At 62.2% G+C, this 20,408-nt stretch carries 15 protein-coding genes; 6 read left to right on the top strand and 9 right to left on the bottom strand.

The window, feature by feature from the left end; all coding sequences use genetic code 11:
• Positions 1-195: 195 nt before the first annotated feature.
• The 6 genes from HBO12_RS06775 (at position 196) to HBO12_RS06750 (ending at position 9,782) form a co-directional block, all read left to right on the top strand.
• Positions 196-1,362 carry an efflux RND transporter periplasmic adaptor subunit gene (locus HBO12_RS06775; protein ID WP_170041761.1) on the top strand — a complete coding sequence of 389 codons (1,167 nt, stop codon included), beginning with the start codon at positions 196-198 and terminating at the stop codon, positions 1,360-1,362.
• Positions 1,359-4,454, top strand: coding sequence for a multidrug efflux RND transporter permease subunit (locus HBO12_RS06770; protein ID WP_169956337.1), 3,096 nt, complete (start codon positions 1,359-1,361; stop codon positions 4,452-4,454). Before HBO12_RS06775 ends, HBO12_RS06770 begins: the two co-directional genes overlap by 4 nt.
• 9 nt (positions 4,455-4,463) lie before the next feature.
• On the top strand, positions 4,464-5,141 hold the full coding sequence (locus tag HBO12_RS06765) for a heavy metal response regulator transcription factor (protein WP_169956339.1): 678 nt from the start codon (positions 4,464-4,466) through the stop codon (positions 5,139-5,141).
• Positions 5,131-6,495, top strand: a complete 1,365-nt coding sequence (locus tag HBO12_RS06760) for a heavy metal sensor histidine kinase (RefSeq protein ID WP_170041760.1) — start codon at positions 5,131-5,133, stop codon at positions 6,493-6,495. The genes HBO12_RS06765 and HBO12_RS06760 overlap by 11 nt, the downstream gene beginning before the upstream one ends.
• Before the next feature lie 380 nt (positions 6,496-6,875).
• A complete protein-coding gene (locus tag HBO12_RS06755; protein ID WP_169956342.1) occupies positions 6,876-8,198 on the top strand; it encodes an OprD family outer membrane porin in 1,323 nt (440 codons plus the stop codon).
• 84 nt (positions 8,199-8,282) lie between these two features.
• Positions 8,283-9,782, top strand: a complete 1,500-nt coding sequence (locus HBO12_RS06750; RefSeq protein WP_170041759.1) for a sensor domain-containing diguanylate cyclase — start codon at positions 8,283-8,285, stop codon at positions 9,780-9,782.
• A gap of 156 nt (positions 9,783-9,938) precedes the next feature.
• On the opposite strand, the gene lpxC is transcribed toward HBO12_RS06750, so the two are convergent.
• The 9 genes from lpxC to murD form a co-directional block, all read right to left on the bottom strand.
• A complete protein-coding gene (lpxC, locus tag HBO12_RS06745) occupies positions 9,939-10,850 on the bottom strand; it encodes a UDP-3-O-acyl-N-acetylglucosamine deacetylase (protein WP_029297841.1) in 912 nt (303 codons plus the stop codon).
• A gap of 112 nt (positions 10,851-10,962) precedes the next feature.
• The gene (gene ftsZ / locus HBO12_RS06740) at positions 10,963-12,153 is read right to left on the bottom strand and encodes a cell division protein FtsZ (protein WP_057444456.1); all 1,191 of its coding nucleotides are present in this window, start codon (positions 12,151-12,153) and stop codon (positions 10,963-10,965) included.
• Between the two features lie 64 nt (positions 12,154-12,217).
• Positions 12,218-13,477, bottom strand: coding sequence for a cell division protein FtsA (ftsA, locus tag HBO12_RS06735; protein WP_029297837.1), 1,260 nt, complete (start codon positions 13,475-13,477; stop codon positions 12,218-12,220).
• Positions 13,478-13,492: 15 nt separating this feature from the next.
• A complete protein-coding gene (locus HBO12_RS06730; protein WP_169956346.1) occupies positions 13,493-14,359 on the bottom strand; it encodes a cell division protein FtsQ/DivIB in 867 nt (288 codons plus the stop codon).
• A gap of 4 nt (positions 14,360-14,363) precedes the next feature.
• Positions 14,364-15,335 (bottom strand): D-alanine--D-alanine ligase, encoded by a 972-nt coding sequence (locus HBO12_RS06725; protein ID WP_170041758.1) that lies wholly within the window; start codon positions 15,333-15,335, stop codon positions 14,364-14,366.
• Positions 15,332-16,783, bottom strand: a complete 1,452-nt coding sequence (gene murC, locus HBO12_RS06720; RefSeq protein ID WP_170041757.1) for a UDP-N-acetylmuramate--L-alanine ligase — start codon at positions 16,781-16,783, stop codon at positions 15,332-15,334. Before murC ends, HBO12_RS06725 begins: the two co-directional genes overlap by 4 nt.
• A complete protein-coding gene (gene murG, locus HBO12_RS06715) occupies positions 16,776-17,846 on the bottom strand; it encodes an undecaprenyldiphospho-muramoylpentapeptide beta-N-acetylglucosaminyltransferase (protein ID WP_169956351.1) in 1,071 nt (356 codons plus the stop codon). The genes murC and murG overlap by 8 nt, the downstream gene beginning before the upstream one ends.
• Entirely contained in the window at positions 17,836-19,059 is a 1,224-nt protein-coding gene (gene ftsW / locus HBO12_RS06710) for a putative lipid II flippase FtsW (RefSeq protein WP_154842205.1), read from the bottom strand. Before ftsW ends, murG begins: the two co-directional genes overlap by 11 nt.
• Positions 19,056-20,402 (bottom strand): UDP-N-acetylmuramoyl-L-alanine--D-glutamate ligase, encoded by a 1,347-nt coding sequence (gene murD, locus HBO12_RS06705; protein WP_170041756.1) that lies wholly within the window; start codon positions 20,400-20,402, stop codon positions 19,056-19,058. The genes ftsW and murD overlap by 4 nt, the downstream gene beginning before the upstream one ends.
• Positions 20,403-20,408 lie beyond the last annotated feature (6 nt).

The raw sequence follows: 20,408 nt of genomic DNA, 5'->3' as shown, positions 1-20,408 counted from the left end.
AAAATGACGCGGGCCCGACTTGCGGGCCACACTGGCGCGCAGTATACCTGCGCGCCCTGGATCTTTAACCACCGCCTGTACGAATGGTCGACCTTTGCTGACAGCGCTGTCAGTTAACGGTCACTTTGCTGACCGGGTTTGCAGGCTATAAAGAACCTCCACTCTTCCCATTCTCTGTCCGGACGCCGCGAGCCCATGCACATTCAACGCAAAACCACCTTGATTGTGCTCGCCGTCGTGGCCCTGGCGGTCGTGGCCTGGGTCTCGACCCGGCCGGCCAAGACCAAGCTGTCTGCCTCGACTGCGATCCCGGTGCGGGTGGTCAGCGTCACGCAGCAGGACATCCCGCGATTTGTCAGCGGCATCGGCTCGGTGCTGTCGCTGCACAGTGTGGTAATTCGCCCGCAGGTCGACGGCATCCTCACCAAACTGCTGGTCAAGGAAGGGCAATTGGTAAAAACCGGTGACCTGCTGGCAAGCATCGATGACCGGGCGATCCGCGCCAGCCTCGACCAGGCCAAGGCCCAACTGGGCGAAAGCCAGGCGCAGCTGCAGGTGGCGCAGGTCAATCTCAAGCGCTACAAGGAGTTGAGCATCGACGACGGCGTGTCGAAGCAGACTTACGACCAGCAGCAAGCCCTGGTCAACCAGCTCAAGGCCACCGCCCTGGGCAACCAGGCGGCGATTGATGCAGCTCAGGTCCAGCTTTCCTACACGCAGATTCGCTCCCCCGTCAGCGGTCGGGTGGGGATTCGCAATGTGGATGAAGGCAACTTCCTGCGTACCAGCGATGCCCAAGGCCTGTTCTCGGTGACGCAGATCGACCCGATCGCCGTGGAGTTTTCCCTGCCGCAACAGATGCTGCCGACCCTGCAAGGCCTGATCGCCGCGCAGCACCCGGCCAGTGTCGATGCCTTCCTCGGCGCCGACACCGATAGCCCGGCGGCGGTGCTGCTCGGTGAAGGCCGCCTGAGCCTGATCGATAACCAGATCAGCGCCACCACCGGCACCATCCGCGCCAAGGCCGAGTTCAGCAATGCCACGCAAACGCTGTGGCCGGGGCAACTGGTCACGGTGAAGATTCAGACCGCCCTCGACAAGGCCGCCCTGGTGGTGCCGCCGACCGTGGTCCAGCGCGGCATGGACTCGCACTTCGTGTACCGCCTCAATGGCGACAAGGTGGACGTGGTGCCGGTGCACGTGGCCTATCAGAACAGCGCATTGACGATTGTCACCGGCGTGCAGGCCGGTGATGTGCTGGTCAGCGACGGCCAGTCACGCCTCAAGGCCGGCGCCCAGGTGGAGGTGCTCAAGGAGCCGCCGCAAGTGATCCAGACCGCCCAAGCGCAGGCCCAGCCATGAAGGGCCGTGGCTCGGTATCGGCGTGGTGCGTCGACCATCCGGTCGCGACCCTGCTGCTGACCTTTGCCCTGGTGCTGCTGGGCTTGATCGCCTTTCCGCGCCTGCCCGTCGCGCCCTTGCCGGAGGCGGAGTTCCCGACAATCCAGGTCACCGCCCAACTGCCCGGCGCCAGCCCCGATACCATGGCGTCCTCGGTGGCAACGCCCCTGGAAGTGCAATTCAGCGCCATCCCCGGCATGACCCAGATGACCTCAAGCAGCGCCCTGGGCTCCAGCCTCCTGACCCTGCAATTTACTCTCGACAAAAGCATCGATACCGCCGCCCAGGAAGTACAGGCGGCGATCAACACCGCAGCCGGCAAGTTGCCCAGCGATATGCCCAACCTGCCGACGTGGCGCAAGGTCAACCCGGCGGACAGCCCGGTGCTGATCCTCAGTATCAGCTCCAACAATATGCCCGGCACCGAACTGAGCGACTACGTGGAAACCCTGCTGGCCCGGCAGATCAGCCAGATCGACGGGGTCGGCCAGATCAGCATCACCGGCCAGCAACGCCCGGCGATTCGCGTGCAGGCTTCGCCGGACAAACTCGCCGCCATCGGCCTGACCCTGGCCGACATCCGCCTGGTCCTCCAGCAATCGAGCCTGAACCTGGCCAAGGGCGCGCTGTATGGGCGCGACAGCGTGTCGACGCTGTCGACCAACGACCAACTGTTCCACCCCGAGGAATACGGCGACCTGATTGTTTCCTACAAGGACGGCGCGCCGGTGCAGTTGCGCGACGTGGCACGGGTGATCAACGGTTCGGAAAACGCCTACGTGCAGGCCTGGTCCGGTGATACGCCGGGGGTCAACCTGGTGATTTTCCGTCAGCCGGGGGCCAATATCGTCGACACCGTGGACCGCATCCAGGCCGAGCTGCCGCGCTTGCAGGCGATGCTGCCGGCGTCGGTGGACGTCAGCTCGTTGTCGGATCGCACCAAGACCATTCGTGCCTCGCTGCATGAAGTGGAAATCACCTTGTTGATCGCGGTGTTGCTGGTGGTGGCGGTGATGGCGCTGTTCCTGCGCCAGTGGTCGGCGACCCTGATTGTATCCAGCGTGCTCGGGGTCTCGCTGGTCGCCAGTTTTGCCTTGATGTACGTGATGGGTTTCAGCTTGAACAACCTGACCCTGGTGGCCATCGTGATTGCCGTGGGGTTTGTGGTGGACGATGCGATTGTGGTGGTGGAGAACATCCACCGTCACCTTGAGGCCGGCCTGGACAAGCGTGAAGCAGCGATCAAGGGCGCCGGCGAGATCGGTTTTACCGTGGTGTCCATCAGCTTCTCGCTGGTGGCGGCGTTTATCCCGTTGCTGTTCATGGGGGGCGTGGTCGGGCGCCTGTTCAAGGAATTTGCCTTGACCGCGACCTCGACCATCCTGATTTCGGTGGTGGTGTCCCTGACCCTGGCGCCGATGCTGGCCGGGCAGTTTATGCGCGCCCCGACCCACCACCCCCATGACAAGCCAGGGTTTGGCGAACGCCTGCTGGCCGGGTACGCGAGGAACCTGCGCCGGGCGCTGGCCCATCCACGCACGATGCTCGGTATCTTCGTCGTGACCCTGGGCCTGGCCGTGGCCGGCTACGTGTTTATCCCCAAGGGGTTTTTCCCGGTACAAGACACCGGTTTCATTCTTGGCACCAGCGAGGCGGCGGCCGATGTGTCCTACCCGGATATGGTGGCCAAGCACCAGGCGTTGGCCGAGATCATCAAGGCTGACCCGGCGGTGGAAAACTTTTCTCACTCGGTGGGCGTGACCGGCAGCAACCAGACCATCGCCAACGGCCGCTTCTGGATTGCCTTGAAAGATCGCGGTGATCGCGACGTGTCCGCCAGCCAGTTTATCGACCGGATCCGCGCCAAGCTGGCCCAGGTCCCGGGGATCGTGCTGTACCTGCGCGCCGGCCAGGACATCAACCTCAGCTCCGGACCCAGCCGCAGCCAGTACCAGTACGTGCTCAAGAGCAACGATGGTGCGACCCTGAACACCTGGACCCAGCGCCTCACCGAAAAACTGCGCGCCAACCCGGCCTTTCGCGACCTGTCCAACGACCTGCAACTGGGCGGCAGCATCACCCACATCAGCATCGACCGCCAAGCCGCCGCGCGTTTCGGCCTGACCGCCACCGATGTCGACCAGGCGCTGTACGATGCGTTCGGCCAACGCCAGGTCAATGAGTTCCAGACCGAGACCAACCAGTACCAGGTGGTGCTGGAACTGGACAGCCAGCAACGGGGCAAGGCCGAGAGCCTGAACTACTTCTACCTGCGCTCGCCCCTGAGCGGCGAAATGGTGCCGCTGTCGGCGCTGGCCAAGGTCGATCCGCCGACGGTCGGGCCGTTGTCCATCAGCCATGACGGCATGTTCCCGGCGGCCAACCTGTCGTTCAACCTGGCGCCGGGCGTGGCCCTGGGTGACGCGGTGATCATGCTCGACCAGGCGAAGAACGAGATCGGCATGCCGAGCACCATCATCGGCAATTTCCAGGGCGCGGCCCAGGCGTTCCAGAGTTCATTGGCCAGCCAGCCGTGGCTGATCCTCGCGGCGCTGGTGGCGGTCTATATCATCCTCGGCGTGCTGTATGAGAGTTTCGTACACCCGCTGACCATCATCTCGACCCTGCCCTCTGCCGGCCTGGGTGCGTTGATCATGCTGTGGCTGCTGGGCCAGGACTTTTCCATCATGGCCTTGATCGGGCTGGTGCTGTTGATCGGCATCGTCAAGAAAAACGGCATCCTGATGATCGACTTTGCCCTGGAGGCCCAGCGCGTTCGCGGGCTGGCGCCTGGCGATGCGATTTACGAGGCCTGTATCACTCGCTTTCGACCGATCATCATGACCACCCTCGCCGCCCTGCTGGGCGCGGTGCCGCTGATGCTCGGCGCAGGTCCCGGCGCGGAATTGCGCCAGCCGTTGGGCATCGCGGTGGTCGGCGGGTTGCTGGTGAGCCAGGCGCTGACCCTGTTCACCACGCCGGTCATATACTTGTACCTTGAGAAACTTTTCCATAGACCCACACCGGCCCCTGGGCTGGCGACCACACATTGAGGCGGGGTCATGCGCGTCCTGATTATTGAAGACGAAGAAAAAACCGCCGACTACCTGCATCGCGGGCTGACGGAACAAGGCTACACCGTGGACGTGGCCCGCGACGGCATCGAGGGCCTGCACCTGGCCCTGGAGAGCGACTACGCGGTGATCGTGCTCGATGTGATGCTGCCCGGCCTCGACGGTTTTGGCGTGCTGCGCGCACTGCGGGCACGCAAGCAGACCCCGGTGATCATGCTCACCGCCCGCGAGCGTGTGGAAGACCGCATTCGTGGCCTGCGCGAAGGGGCCGACGATTACCTGGGCAAGCCGTTTTCCTTCCTCGAACTGGTGGCACGCCTGCAAGCCCTGACCCGCCGCAGCGGCGGGCATGAACCGGTGCAGGTGACCATCGCCGACCTGTGGATCGACCTGATCAGCCGCAAGGCCAGCCGCGCCGGCCTGCGCCTGGACCTGACCGCCAAGGAGTTCTCGCTGCTCAGCGTCCTGGCCCGGCGCCAGGGCGAGATCCTGTCCAAGACGGCGATTGCAGAAATGGTCTGGGACATCAATTTCGACAGCGATGCCAATGTGGTCGAAGTGGCGATCAAGCGCCTGCGGGCCAAGCTCGATGGGCCCTTCGAACACAAGCTACTGCACACTATTCGTGGCATGGGCTATGTGCTGGAGAACCGCAGTGTCGAGTAACTCGATTGCCCTGCGCCTGAGCGGCATGTTCACCCTGGTCGCGCTGGTGATTTTCCTGCTGATCGGCGGCGCGCTGTACCAGCAGGTGGACCGTGGCCTGGGCTTGTTGCCGGGGGCCGAGCTGGATGCGCGCTACAGTGTGCTGGAGTCGTCGATCACGCGTTTCGGCACGCCGGATCACTGGGTGAAGATGACCAGCAAACTCAAGCTGCTGGGGGAAGAGGACACACGGATTCGTTTCTGGGTGGTGAGCAGTGACCCGACCTACGAATACGGCAACCCGGACGCACGCATCCGCGAATTCGCCGCCGGCCCCACGGGCAAGCGTGATTTGTACCTGCCGGGGCATGCGTATCCGTTCAAGGTGCTGGTCAGCCAGTTCCCGGCCAAAGACCAGCGCCCGCCGCTGCGCTTTATGATCGCCATCGACACCGCCAACTTCCGCGCCACCCAGCACCATCTGCTGATGGCGTTGATCAGCCTGGCGTTTGTCGGCGTAGTGCTGGCTTCGCTGCTGGGCTTTTGGGTCGCGCGCATCGGTCTCAAGCCTTTGATCAAACTCTCGGACGAAGCGCAAAAACTGGCACCGCCAAAACTGTCCGGGCGCTTGCAGTTGTCACCATTGCCGCCGGAGCTCAAGCAGTTCGTCAACTCCTTCAACTCGACCCTGGAGCGCGTGGAAACCGCGTACTCGCGCCTGGAATCCTTCAATGCCGACGTAGCCCACGAACTGCGCTCGCCGCTGACCAACCTGATCGGCCAGACCCAGGTTGCGCTGACCCGTGGCCGCTCGGCCGAACATTACTTCGAAGTGCTGCAATCGAACCTGGAAGAGTTGGAGCGCCTGCGCTCGATCATCAATGACATGCTGTTCCTGGCCAGCGCCGACCAGGGCAGCAAGGCCACCAAGCTGATCGAAAGCTCCCTGGCCGATGAGGTGGCGACCACCCTCGACTACCTGGATTTCATCCTCGAAGACGCCCAGGTGCAGGTCACGGTGGACGGCGATGCCTTGGTCCGGATCGAAAAAGCCCATTTGCGCCGGGCCCTGATCAACCTGCTGAACAATGCCGTGCAGCACACCTCGCCGGGGCAGGTGATCGAGGTGCGGATTGAAGCGCAGGAACAACAGGTGCTGATTGGCGTGACCAATCCAGGTGAGCTGATTGCCAGCGAGCATCTGCCCCGCTTGTTCGAGCGCTTCTACCGCGTCGACGCCTCGCGCAGCAACAGCGGGGCCAATCATGGGTTGGGACTGGCGATCGTCAAGGCAATTGCGTTGATGCATGGCGGGGATGTGTTTGTGCGCAGTGAGCACGGGGGCATTACGTTTGGCATCAGCCTGCCCGTATAAACACCTCGGCCTACTGTAGGAGCCGGCTTGCCGGCGATGGCGGCCAGTCAGTCGACTTATTCATCACTAATCCACTGCTATCGCCGGCAAGCCGGCTCCTACAGTTGATCTTCGCTGTCTTGACTGTTGCGGTTTGGGCAACAGTCATTATCTTGTTACACTCTGTACCGTACCGCTCGCCTGCGCCAATATGTCGCATCGACGAGCGAGACGGCAAAGACAGCCGACCCGCCCTGCCATTTCCCTCGACTTATTTCCAGGGCTCTACACTGGGAATCTGTCTTAAAGCCGCTGACTTCAGCGGCTTTTTTTTGCCGTAAAAAAGGCCAGGAACACCCCACGACATTGGCCGTTCAGACTTACCCAAAGGAGCTCCCCCGGTGAAACCCGCGCTGACATTCACCCCGTTATTCCTCGCGATTGCAGCAACTATCTCCCCGCTCGCCCTTGCAGCAGATGCCCCTCCCGCCGACGGATTCGTCGAAGGTTCAAGCCTCACTATCAACACCCGCAACTACTACATGAATCGCGACCGCCGCGACATTCACATCAACGACAGCAAAGAGTGGGGCCAAGGCTTCCTCGGCATCTTCGAATCCGGCTACACCCAGGGCACCGTGGGTTTGGGCCTGGATGTGCATGGCATGCTCGGCCTGAAGCTGGACGGCGGTGGCGGTACCGACGGCTCCAGCATCCTGCCGTACGGCAGCGGCAGCGGCAAAGCGCCGGGCTCGTTTTCTACCGGTGGCGGCACCCTGAAAATCCGCGCCTTGGATACCGAGCTGAAGGCCGGCGACCTGTTCCTCAACAACCCGGTGATTGCTGGCGGCATGACGCGCATGCTGCCCGAGACCTTTCGTGGCGTCAGCCTGACCAACCACAGCCTTGACGGCTGGATGTTCGAAGGCGGCCAGGCCAGTTTTGCCAAGCTCTACAACCAGAGTGGCCATGGGCGCATCGGCACCAGCTATGGCGCACTGCCCAAGGGCCAGGACAGCCAGCACATGAACTGGGCCGGCGTGGCGTGGAGCGGTCTGCCAGGGCTGACCAGCAACCTGTACGCCTCCGAACTCAAGGACGTGTGGAACCAGTACTACTACGACCTGGACTACACCTACGCGCTCAATGACCTGGTCAGCCTCAACCCGGGCCTGCACTTCTACCACACCCAAGACACCGGCAATGCCCTGCTGGGAGATATCGACAACAACACCTACAGCCTGCATTTCACCGTGGGCGTGGGCAATCACAGCGTCACGGCCGCGTACCAGCGGGTCAATGGCAACACGCCGTTCGACTACATCGCCCAGGGCGACAGCGTGTACCTGGACAACTCCCAGCAATACTCGGACTTCAACGGCCCCAACGAGCGCTCGTGGAAACTCAAGTACGCCTATGACTTCGCTGGTCTTGGCGTACCCGGCCTGACCTCGGCGGTGTCCTACATCAGCGGCAAGACCGACCTGACCAAAGTCGACCCCAACAGCCGCGGCTACTCGGCCTGGTACAGCGCCGATGGCAAGAACGCCAAGCACTGGGAGCGCGATATCGACCTCAAGTACGTGGTGCAGGGCGGCAAGGCCAAGGACCTGGCGGTACGCCTGCAATGGGCTACCAACCGCGGCAGCAATGGCTACTCGGCGGTGGACCGTGATGTGGATGAGTATCGGGTGATCATCGACTACCCGATCAATGTGTTCTGACGGCCAATTATCTTTTTCGCCAATGACTTAATTTAAGGCGCGCGGAACTAAACTGCCATCATCGTCACCGCCGAAGTCAGTCCGATGAGTCAACGCCGCGCCCTTAACCTGCCTGCACGCCCGGAGCTTTTGCTGATTCTGGGCAGTGGTCTCACAGTTACCCTGATCCTGATCATCGTTGCCGTGCTGCTGATCCGCGAACATGCCAGCACACTGCAGACCGCCCAGCGTTCCACCAGCAATATCACCCAGTTGATCAATGCCGATGTGCTGCGCAACGTCGAGCTCTATGACCTGGCGTTGCAAGGCCTGATTGCGGCAGCCGGCAAGGACATGTCAGGGCTGCCGGGCGATGTGCGGCACCAACTCCAATTCGACCAGTCCACTGCGGCGCCGTACAAAGGCGAAGTCTTGCTGCTGGACGCCCAGGGCGCGGTGCTTGCCGACTCATCCACACTGGCACCTACGCGGCGCAACTTCGCCAACCGCGACTATTTCCAGGTCCATCAACAGAACCCCGACGCCGGGCTGTTTATCAGCCGCCCGTTCAAGATCCGCTGTGATTGCGAGCAGATCTGGCGCATCGCCTTCAGCCGCCGCGTGACCGGGCCCGACGGTGAGTTTGCCGGGGTGGCCGTGGCGACCATGCGCCTGGCATATTTCGACCAATTGTTCAGCAGCCTGACCATCGGCAGCGGTAACACCATCAATCTGCTGAACAACCAGGGCATCCTGCTGGCCCAGCAACCCCTGCTCGAGAGGGACATGATCGACAAGGATCTGAGCTCACGCCCCAACTTCAAGCGCATGCTGCAAGAAGGCAGCGGCAGCTTCCGGGCCATCTCTGCGATCAGTGGCACCCCACGGCTCTACACCTTTACCAATGTGGGCCGGTTGCCATTGATCGTGGTAGTGGCCTTGGCCAGCGACGATGTATTCGCCGCCTGGCAACGCGCCGCGTGGCTGACGGCGGGGGCCACCGGGGTGTTGTGTGTGGGCCTGCTGTGGCTGAGCTGGATGTTGCGCCTGGAACTGCGGCGTCGCTACCGTGCCGAGAAAGTACTGTCAGAACTGGCAGCCACCGACGGCCTGACCGGCCTGGCCAACCGCCGCATCCTCGACCAGCGCCTGGCCCTGGAATGGGAGCGCGCGCGCCGCTCGACCGAGCCCTTGGCCCTGTTGATGATCGACGTCGACCACTTCAAGGCCTTCAACGACCGCCACGGCCACCAGGGCGGCGACGAAGCGTTGCGCAGCGTGGCACAGGTGATCGGCAGCCACATCCGCCGCCCGGCCGACCTCGCGGCGCGCTATGGCGGTGAAGAGTTTGCGGTGATCCTGCCGCATACCGACGCCAGCGGTGCCTGGGCGATTGCTGAGCGTATCCGCCAGGGGATCCAGCACTTGCCGCCGGTTGCGGGTGATAGTGAGCCAGTTACGGTGAGTATCGGCTTGAGCACCTGGGACAAACGCAGCAGCGCGTCATTGGAGCAGTTGCTGCTCAGTGCTGACCGGGCGTTGTATGAGGCGAAAAATAGTGGGCGCAACCGCGTGGTCGATGCGGCCACACTGCTGGCGCCTTGAATGTAGGAGCCGGCTGGCCGGCGATGGCGGCCGGATGGTCAGTGCAAGGTTCAGGGGCCTCATCGCCGGCAAGCCGGCTCCTACAGGGGGATGTTTGCCAATAAAAAAAGGCCACCCGAAGGCAGCCTTTAAAAACTAAAGAAAGAGAGTTGTTACTTACACCGCCGCAACGGGACGCATGTAAGAGATCGGTGCGGTGCTGGCATCTTCGAAGGTCACGACTTCCCAAGCGTCTTTCTGCTCAATCAACTTGCGCAGGAGCTGGTTGTTCAGTGCATGGCCCGACTTGAAGCCTTTGAACTCGCCTATCAGGCTATTGCCCAACAGGTAGAGGTCACCAATTGCATCGAGGATCTTGTGCTTCACGAATTCGTCTTCATAGCGAAGGCCGTCTTCGTTCAGTACACCATCCGCGTCGACCACGATGGCGTTTTCCACGCTGCCGCCGAGTGCGAGGTTGTGCTTGCGCAGGTACTCGATGTCACTCATGAAACCAAAGGTACGGGCGCGGCTGACTTCTTTTACAAACGAAGTGCTGGAAAAATCCACGCTTGCACTTTGGGTGCGGTCACGGAATACCGGGTGATCGAAATCGATCTCAAAGCTCACTTTAAAGCCTTCGAACGGGACGAAGGTGGCGCGCTTGTCGCCGTCTTCTACTGTCACTTCCCGCAGAATGCGAATGAACTTCTTGGCTGCGTCCTGTTCTTCCAGGCCGGCAGATTGAATCAGGAATACGAAAGGTCCAGCGCTACCATCCATGATCGGGACTTCAGACGCGGAGAGCTCGACGTAGGCGTTATCGATGCCCAGGCCAGCCATGGCCGAGAGCAAGTGCTCCACCGTGTCCACTTTGACGTCACCGTTGACCAATGTGGTCGACATGGTGGTTTCGCCAACGTTTTCCGCGCGAGCAGGAATCTGCACCACAGGGTCCAGGTCGGCACGAACAAACACGATGCCGGTGTCGACAGGTGCGGGCTTGAGAGTCAGATATACCTTCTCCCCGGAGTGCAGACCTACACCTGTGGCACGGATAATATTCTTCAGGGTGCGTTGTTTAATCATGGCTTGGACCGCTTCAGCGCAAATTGCGAACTGGTATCAACAAAGGCTGGCGATAATAGCAGACCAGACCTTTGCTGAACACCAATCACCTTCATAGCCCTGATACATTCCATTAATCGGCCTGACGACGCAGGAAAGCCGGGATGTCCAGGTAGTCCAGATCATCTTGCGGATTCGGGCTACGGGACGCCGCAGCACCGGCCTGGGCCTGGTTGCGCATCACGGTCGGACGATCCAGATCACGGTAGTTCACCGACGGCAGTTCCTGGCGAGCAGGTGCTGGAGCGGCGGCCGAGGCCTGGCTGGTGTGCACGGTATTGTCGATAACCTTCACAGGTTTCTCGATTTTTGCGCCCAGACCTGTGGCAACCACGGTCACATGCAGTTCGTCGCGCATGTCCGGATCGATAACGGTACCGACCTTGACCATCGCGTGCTCGGAAGCGAAGGCTTCGATAATGCTACCCACGTCGGAGTACTCGCCCAGGGACAGGTCGGGACCGGCGGTGATGTTCACCAGGATGCCGCGTGCACCTTGCAGGTTCACGTCTTCCAGCAACGGGTTGCGGATGGCCGCTTCGGTCGCTTCACGTGCACGGTTAGGACCGCTGGCGCAGCCAGTGCCCATCATCGCCATGCCCATTTCGCTCATGACCGTACGTACGTCGGCAAAGTCGACGTTGATCATGCCCGGACGCTTGATGATGTCGGAGATACCGCGAACGGCACCGGCCAGGACGTCGTCAGCCTTGGCGAAAGCCGACAGCAGGCTTGCGTCTTTACCGAGGATGGTCAGCAGTTTTTCGTTGGGGATGGTGATCAACGAGTCAACGCTTTCAGACAGCAGACGGATACCTTCGTCGGCGATCTGCATGCGCTTGCGGCCTTCGAACGGGAACGGACGGGTCACGACTGCGACGGTCAGGATCCCCATTTCCTTGGCCACTTCGGCAATGATTGGCGCCGCACCGGTACCGGTACCGCCGCCCATGCCGGTGGTGATGAACACCATGTTGGTGCCTTGCAGCACTTCGGCAATACGCTCGCGGTCTTCCAGGGCGGCTTGACGGCCGACTTCCGGATTGGCGCCAGCGCCCAGGCCCTTGGTCACGGCTGTGCCCAATTGCAGGATGGTCCGCGCGCCGATGCTTTTGAGCGCCTGGGCATCAGTGTTGGCGCAGATGAATTCAACGCCTTCAATGTTGCTCTTGACCATATGGTTGACAGCGTTGCCGCCGCCACCGCCGACACCGATTACTTTAATAACCGGGCTTGCGGGGATGTTGTCTACGAGTTCGAACATTTTCCCTCTCCTTCATTTCTCTAGTTTTTTCGCCTACTACTTGAAACGGTGTTGCGGTAAATCTTTAGAAATTGCCCTTCACCCAAGCCTGCAGACGCTCCAGCAACGGCGCTTTGGGCTCGTCACTGCTATAGCTTTCGCGGCTGCCAATGCCCGACAGGGAAATGCCGTCGGTCTGCTTTTGCAGGCCATACAACAGCAAGCCCACACCGGTGGAATAAATCGGGTTGCGCACCACGTCGCCCAGGCCCTTGACGCCATGGGGCACGCCCAGGCGGACCGGCATGTGGAAGATTTCCTCGGCCAGTTCGACCGCGCCTTCCATCTTCGAGGTGCCACCGGTCAGCACGATGCCGGCCGGGATTAAATCTTCGTAGCCACTGCGGCGCAGTTCAGCCTGGATCAGGGTGAACAGTTCGTCATAGCGCGGCTCGACCACTTCGGCCAGGGCCTGGCGCGACAGTTCGCGCGGTGGGCGGTCGCCCACGCTCGGCACCTTGATGGTTTCACCGGCACCGGCCAGCTTGGCCAGGGCGCAGGCGTAGCGGATCTTGATTTCTTCGGCGTACTGGGTCGGTGTACGCAGCGCCATGGCGATGTCGTTGGTCACCTGGTCACCGGCAATCGGGATCACGGCGGTGTGACGGATCGCACCCTCGGTGAAGATCGCGATATCGGTGGTGCCACCGCCGATGTCCACCAGGCACACGCCCAGCTCTTTTTCGTCGTCGGTCAGGACCGAGTAGGCCGAAGCCAGTTGCTCGAGAATGATGTCGTCGATTTCCAGGCCGCAGCGGCGCACGCATTTTTCAATGTTCTGTGCCGCATTCACCGCGCAAGTCACGACGTGGACCTTGGCTTCCAGGCGTACGCCCGACATGCCCAGGGGCTCACGCACGCCTTCCTGGTTATCGATCACGTAGTCCTGCGGCAAGGTGTGCAGCACACGCTGGTCAGCCGGGATCGCCACAGCCTGGGCGGCGTCGAGGACGCGCTCAAGGTCGGCCGAGCTGACTTCACGGTCGCGAATCGCCACGATGCCGTGGGAGTTCAGGCTGCGGATGTGATTGCCCGCCACACCGACGAACGCCGAGTGAATCCGGCAGCCGGCCATCAGTTGCGCTTCTTCGATGGCACGCTGGATCGATTGCACGGTGGATTCAATGTTGACCACCACGCCCTTCTTCAGGCCCCGGGACGGATGCGTGCCGATTCCGACGATTTCCAGCGTGCCGTCGTCCGCGACCTCGCCTACCAGCGCCACCACCTTGGAGGTGCCGATATCGAGACCGACGATCATTTTGCCGCTTTGCACGTTTGCCATGGGTCCTGCCTCTTCTTAATTCTTCGCGACAGCGGGCTGCGCTGTCGTGGGCGCAGCCGGTTCGCGCCAGCTAACGGCAAGGCCGTTGGCGTAACGCAGGTCGATGCTCGCAATGTTCGTAATCTGTTCTTTCAAGGTTTTGTCGTAGATGGCGATAAAGCGGCGCATCTTCTCCACTAAGTGGTCGCGTCCCAGCAACAACTCGATGCCCGGGCCGGAACTGCCTGCCCCGGTGGTCAAAAACCAGCTGCCCCGTTCGCGCAATTCCAGGCGCGCAATGGAGAAGCCCAGTGGCCGCAGCATCTGGCTCAACGCCTGGTACTGCTGCATCACTTGCTGCTGTGCCCGTTGTGGTCCGAACAACTGCGGCAAATGCTCGTAGTTGGCCAGCTCACGCGGGTTGAACGCCTGGCCCTGGTTGTTCAACAGCGCTTCGTCGCCCCAACGGGCCACGGGCAGTTGTTCTTCCAGGCGGATCGTCACTTGATCCGGCCACACGCGCCGTACTTCGGCGTGGGCAATCCACGGCATCTGTTCCAGTTCGGCACGCATGCCGGCCAGGTCGATGGTGAAGAAGCTCGCCGCAACAAAAGGCGCGATCCGCTGCTGCACCGCTTGCTGGCTGATGTAGCTCAAGTCGCCCTGCACGCTGATCTTGGTGATCGGGCGGTCGGCATACGGCAACAGGCGCTGTGCACCTTCATAGGTGCCAAAGCCCAACGCCACCAACAGCACCGGCCAGAACAGGGCCTTGAGAAAACCAAAGTTGGCTTTCGGCAGGCGCGCCGACATCGGCTCTTTAGCCACCATTCGACTGGCACCACGCGGCACCGGCTTGCGGCCGGGAGCGGGTTGCTGATGACGAAGCGATGCGCCTTGCATGGTCTTAACCTCGTGCCTCTTCATTACTGGCCACATAACTGGCCGCCAGGATCGCCAGCACCAATTGCTGGAAGTCCAAGCCGGCCGCGCGTGCAGCCATGGGCACCAGGCTGTGGTCGGTCATACCCGGCGCGGTGTTGACTTCCAGGAACCAGAAGTTCCCCTGGTCATCCTGCATCACGTCTGCCCGCGCCCAACCCGCGATACCCAACGCCTCACAGGCTTTCGCCGTGAGGTCCATCAATTCCTGCTCTTTGGTTGCATCGAGCCCGCACGGGATCCGGTACTGGGTATCGGAGGCCAGGTACTTGGCGTCGTAGTCGTAAAAGGTGTGGGGCGTGCCCAATGCGATGGGCGGCAATACCTGGCCACGCAGGGTGGCGATGGTGTACTCGGGACCCTGGATCCACTGTTCCACCAACACTTGCGAATCGTAGGTACTTGCCGCTTTCCATGCGTCGATCAATTCGGCGGCCGAGTTCACTTTAGCCATGCCGATACTGGAGCCTTCATGGGCTGGTTTGACGATCAAAGGCAGGCCCAGTTCCTTGGCTGCAGAAATACAATCGTCTTCACTGCACAGAACGCTGTGACGCGGCGTCGGAATGCCCAGGCTGTGCCACACCTGCTTGGTGCGCAACTTGTCCATGGCCAGGGCCGAAGCGAGGATGCCACTGCCTGTGTAGGGAATGCCGGCGCACTCCAGCAGGCCCTGCATGCTGCCGTCTTCACCGCCTCGGCCGTGCAGGATGATGAAGGCGCGGTCGATCTTCTCGGCCTGCAGGCGGGCGAGGAAGTCATCGCCCACGTCGATACCAAAGGCGTTCACACCGGCGCTTTGCAGCGCCTGGAGCACGGCATTGCCGGACTTGAGCGAGACTTCACGCTCAGCACTCTTGCCGCCGAACAACACGGCCACGCGACCGAAGTCGGCAGGTGCGATGGTGGAGAACAGGGAGGCGTAATTCGTAGTCATTTCGACTTCCCCTGTACAGAGGCGGCGGCAAACAGCGGGCTCGCCAGCAATTTAGGGGCAAGGCCGCCGATATCACCGGCACCCTGGCACAGCAGGATGTCGCCGGCGCGCAGCAGCGGCTTGACGATCGGAGCCAGGTCCACGCCTCGCTCGATATAGATCGGGTCCAGTTGCCCACGCTGGCGGATGCTGTTGCACAGCTTGCGGCTATCGGCACCGGGGATCGGTTCTTCACCGGCCGGGTAGACTTCCATCAGCAGCAATACGTTGGCATCGGCCAATACATTTACGAAGTCGTCGTACAGGTCGCGGGTACGGCTGTAGCGGTGCGGCTGGTAGACCATCACCAGGCGACGCTCTGGCCAGCCACCACGCACAGCCTTGATCACGGCCGCGACTTCGGTCGGGTGGTGACCGTAGTCGTCCACCAGCATCACGTCGCCGCCGTCTACCGGCAACTGGCCGTAGACCTGGAAGCGTCGGCCCACGCCGGCAAAGCCCGACAGGCCTTCGACAATGGCTTCATCGCTGACGCCTTCGTCGGTGGCGATGCAGATGGTCGCCAGGGAATTGAGCACATTGTGGTTGCCCGGCATGTTCACCGACACATCCAAGGGCTCGCGATCCGGGCGCAGCACGGTGAAGAACGTCTGCATGCCTTGCTGGCGAACATTGATCGCGCGCACGTCAGCGTCTTCGCTGAAGCCGTAGGTCACGGTCGGGCGCTTGACCAGCGGCAGGATTTCGCGCACTACCGGATCGTCCAGGCACACCACGGCCAGACCGTAGAACGGCAGGTTATGCAGGAACTCGACGAAGGTTTTCTTCAACTTGTTGAAGTCGCCGTCGTAGGTCGCCATATGGTCGGCGTCGATGTTGGTGACCACGGCCACCAGCGGCTGCAGATGCAGGAAGCTGGCATCGCTTTCATCGGCTTCGGCAATCAGATAACGGCTGGTACCCAGTTGTGCATTGGTACCTGCTGCATTCAGCCGGCCACCGATCACGAAGGTCGGGTCCAGGCCGCCGGCGGCGAACACCGAGGCGATCAGGCTGGTGGTGGTGGTCTTGCCGTGGGTACCGGCGACGGCGATGCCGTGGCGATAACGCATCAGCTCGGCCAGCATCTCGGCGCGGGGCACCACGGGAATGCGCCGCTCAAGGGCGGTGGCCACTTCCGGGTTGGAGGTGTTCACGGCGCTGGAGACCACCAAAACATCAGCCTGCGCCGCGTTCTCGGCACGGTGGCCGATAAAGATCTGCGCGCCAAACGATTCCAGGCGCTCGGTGACCGACGAGGTCTTGAGGTCGGAGCCGGAGACCTGGTAACCCAGGTTCAGCAACACCTCGGCAATCCCGCACATGCCCACGCCGCCGATACCGACGAAGTGGATGCGACGGATGCGGCGCATTTCCGGTTGCGGCATGGCTTTTTGATTCTCAACCATGGGCCACCTCCAGGCAGATATCGACCACGCTGCGGGTGGCGTCGGGTTTGGCCAGGCGGCTTGCGGTGCTCGCCATGCTGTTCAGTCGTTCGGGTTGCATCAAAACCTCAGTCAGGCGTGCGGCCAGATCGGCGGCGCCAGTCGTTCTTTGCGGCAGCAGGAAGGCAGCGCCCTCCCCGGCCAAATATTCGGCGTTGCGGGTCTGGTGATCGTCGATCGCATGGGGCAAGGGCACCAGCAAGGACGGCAGACCGGCGGCGGCCAGTTCACTGACGGTCAACGCACCTGCGCGACAGACCACCAGGTCGGCCCAGCCATAGGCATGGGCCATGTCTTTGATGAAGGGCTCTACGGTCGCCTCGACACCGGCCTCGCGATAGCGGGCGGCGGTCACTTCATCGTGGTTCTTGCCTGCCTGATGGAAGATCTCGGGACGCAGCTCCACAGGCAACTGCGCCAATGCCTGCGGCAGCAGTTTGTTCAGCGGCTCGGCGCCCAGGCTTCCACCGAGGATCAGCAGATGCGCCTTGCGCCCGGCCAAGGCCTGGCGGGCAATGTCCATGAACAGTTCGGTACGCACCGGGTTGCCGGTGGTGCGGCGCTTGTCCATGGCCGCAAACGTATTCGGGAACGCCTCGCAGACCCGTGCCGCCAACGGCGCCAACAGCCTGTTGGCAGTACCGGCCACAGCGTTTTGCTCGTGAACGATCACCGGCACACCGGCCAAGCGCGCGGCCACACCCCCGGGACCGGTGACATAGCCACCAAAGCCCAGCACGCAGACCGGCTTCAATTCGCGAATGACCTTGCGCGCCTGCCACACAGCCTTGAGCAACACGAACGGCGCCTTGAGCAGGGACAATTTGCTCTTGCCGCGCAGGCCGCTGACGTTGATCAGATGCAGGCGCAAACCGGCCGCCGGGACCAGTTCATTTTCAATGCCACGGGGCGTGCCCAGCCAATGCACGGTGTAGCCACGGGCCTGGAACTCACGGGCACAGGCCAGCGCCGGGAACACGTGGCCGCCGGTGCCGCCGGCCATGATCAGCACGTTAGCGCCCATGGGTCGGCTCCTCGGCAAAATCGCTCTCGCTGAATTCCATCTCTTCGCTGCCCAAATGGGTTCGACTCTCCCACTCGATACGCAGTAACAAGCCGAGACAGGCACAGCAGATCACCAACGAGCTGCCACCGTAGCTGAGGAACGGCAAGGTCAGGCCCTTGGTCGGCAGCAAGCCAACGTTCACGCCAATGTTGATCAAGAACTGGCCGATCCACAGGAAGGCCAGGCCGTACGCCACATAGGCGGCAAAGAATTGTTTGGCTTTCTCGGCCCACAGGCCGATGTACATGGCCCGCACACAGACGAACACGAACAGCCCGACGGTGACCAGGGAGCCAACCACGCCCAGCTCTTCGGCCAGTACCGAGAACACGAAGTCGGTATGGGCTTCCGGCAGGTAGAACTGCTTCTGCACACTGTTGCCCAGGCCCACGCCCAGCCACTCGCCGCGACCGAAGGCAATCAGCGCCTGGGTCAACTGGTAGCCGGAACCGAACTGGTCGGACCAGGGGTCGGTAAAGGTGATCAGACGCGCCATCCGATAGGGTTGCGCCTGCACCAGGATCGTTACGGCCGCCACGGCGAGCCCAACCATCAGGGCAAAGCGGAACAAGCCCACCCCACCGAGGAACAGCATCGCGGCGGCGGCGCCCATCATCACCACGGTGGCGCCGAAGTCCGGTTCCATCAGCAACAGGCCAGCCATGGGCAGCAGCACGATGAAGGGCTTGAAGAAGCCCATCCAGCTTTCCCGCACTTCTTTCTGGCGGCGCACCAGGTAGCCCGCCAGGTAAATCACCACGAAGACCTTGGCGATTTCCGACGGCTGCACGTTGAACGCGCCGAAGCCGATCCAGCGCATCGACCCATTCACCTCGCGACCGATGCCGGGGACGATCACCATCACCAGCAGGCCGAAGGCGCCAATCAGCATCAGCCAACCCAGGCGCTGCCAGGTGGCGATGGGAATCATCATGGTGACGATGCACGCACCGAGGCCGATCACCAGGTAAATCAGGTGGCGGATCATGTGGTACAGGGTGTTGCCCGACTGTACGGCGGCCACTTCCGAGGACGCCGAGGTGATCATCACCAGGCCCAGGCCCAGCAGCGCCAGGCACCCGGCGAGCATTGGGAAGTCGAGGTCGATCCCGCGCCCAGTGATGATCGGCGATGGGTACGGCTTGATAATGTTCTTCAGGTCCAGACTCATGCCAAGCCCTCCACGGCGCGAGCGAACAACTGGCCGCGCTCTTCGTAGTTCTTGAACATGTCGAAACTGGCGCACGCCGGCGACAGCAGCACGGCATCGCCGGGCTGGGCCAGGGCGCGGCACTGAGCGATGGCATCGTCCAGGGAAGTGGCGCGCACTTGCGGCACCGCGTCACCCAGGGCGGCGGCGATCAAGTCGCTGTCACGACCCATCAGCACCACGGCACGGCAATGAGCAGCCACCGGGCCCTTGAGGTCCTTGAAGTCGGCACCCTTGCCATCGCCACCGGCGATTAGCAGCAGTTTGCCGTCGATATCGGCCCCCAGGCCTTCGATGGCGGCCAGCGCGGCGCCGACATTGGTGGCCTTGGAATCGTTGTAGTAGCTCACGCCATCCAGGTCGCGCACCCACTGGCAGCGGTGTTCGAGGCCGGCGAAGGTGCGCAGGCTCGACAGCATCGCGTCGAACGGCAAGCCGACCGCATGCCCCAACGCCAACGCCGCGAGGGCATTGGACTGGTTGTGGGCGCCACGGATTTTCAGTTCACGCACCGGCATCAGGTTCTGGAATTCGAAGGCCAGGTATTTCTCGCCATTCTCTTCACGGATACCAAAGGCCTTGAAATCGGGTTTGCTCAGGCCGAAGGTCCAGCATGGCAGGCCCTCGCCCATCAACGGACGGCTCAGGGCATCCTGGCGGTTGACCACTACCTGGCGCGCACCACGGAAGATCCGGTGCTTGGCCAGGTGATAAGCCGGCAGGCCACTGTAGCGGTCCATATGGTCTTCGCTGACGTTCAACACGGTGGCCACTTCGGCGCCGAGTTGATCGGTGGTCTCCAGTTGGAAGCTCGACAACTCCATGACGTACAGCTCGATATCGTCGCTGAGCAAATCCAGCGCCGGCGTACCCAGGTTACCGCCCACGGCCACGCGCTTGCCGGCCGCAGCCGCCATTTCGCCAACCAGGGTGGTGACGGTGCTCTTGGCGTTGGAACCGCTGATCGCCACGATGGGCGCCTTGGCGTTACGCGCAAACAGCTCGATATCGCCGGACAACTTCACGCCGCGCGCCGCTGCCGCTTGCAGGGCCGGGGTCGCCAGGGCCAGGCCGGGGCTCACGTAGAGCTCGTCGGCACGGCACAGAAACTCGATATCCAACTCGCCACAACGCACTTCCACGTGCGGGTAGTCACGGCGCAGCGTGACCAGCTCCGGTGGATTTTCCCGCGTATCGGCCACGGCAAACGACGTGCCCCGGTTCGCCAGGAAGCGAACCAGGGACATGCCGCTCTTGCCGAGGCCGACAACGATGCGGAAGTGGTCTGAAGCGATCAGGGACACTCGTTT

The sequence above is a fragment of the Pseudomonas sp. WS 5059 genome (assembly GCF_012985525.1).
In the GTDB taxonomy this organism is placed as follows: Bacteria; Pseudomonadota; Gammaproteobacteria; order Pseudomonadales; family Pseudomonadaceae; genus Aquipseudomonas.
The sequence above is the reverse complement of the archived record's forward strand: the minus strand, read 5'-3'. Positions and strand labels throughout refer to the sequence as shown.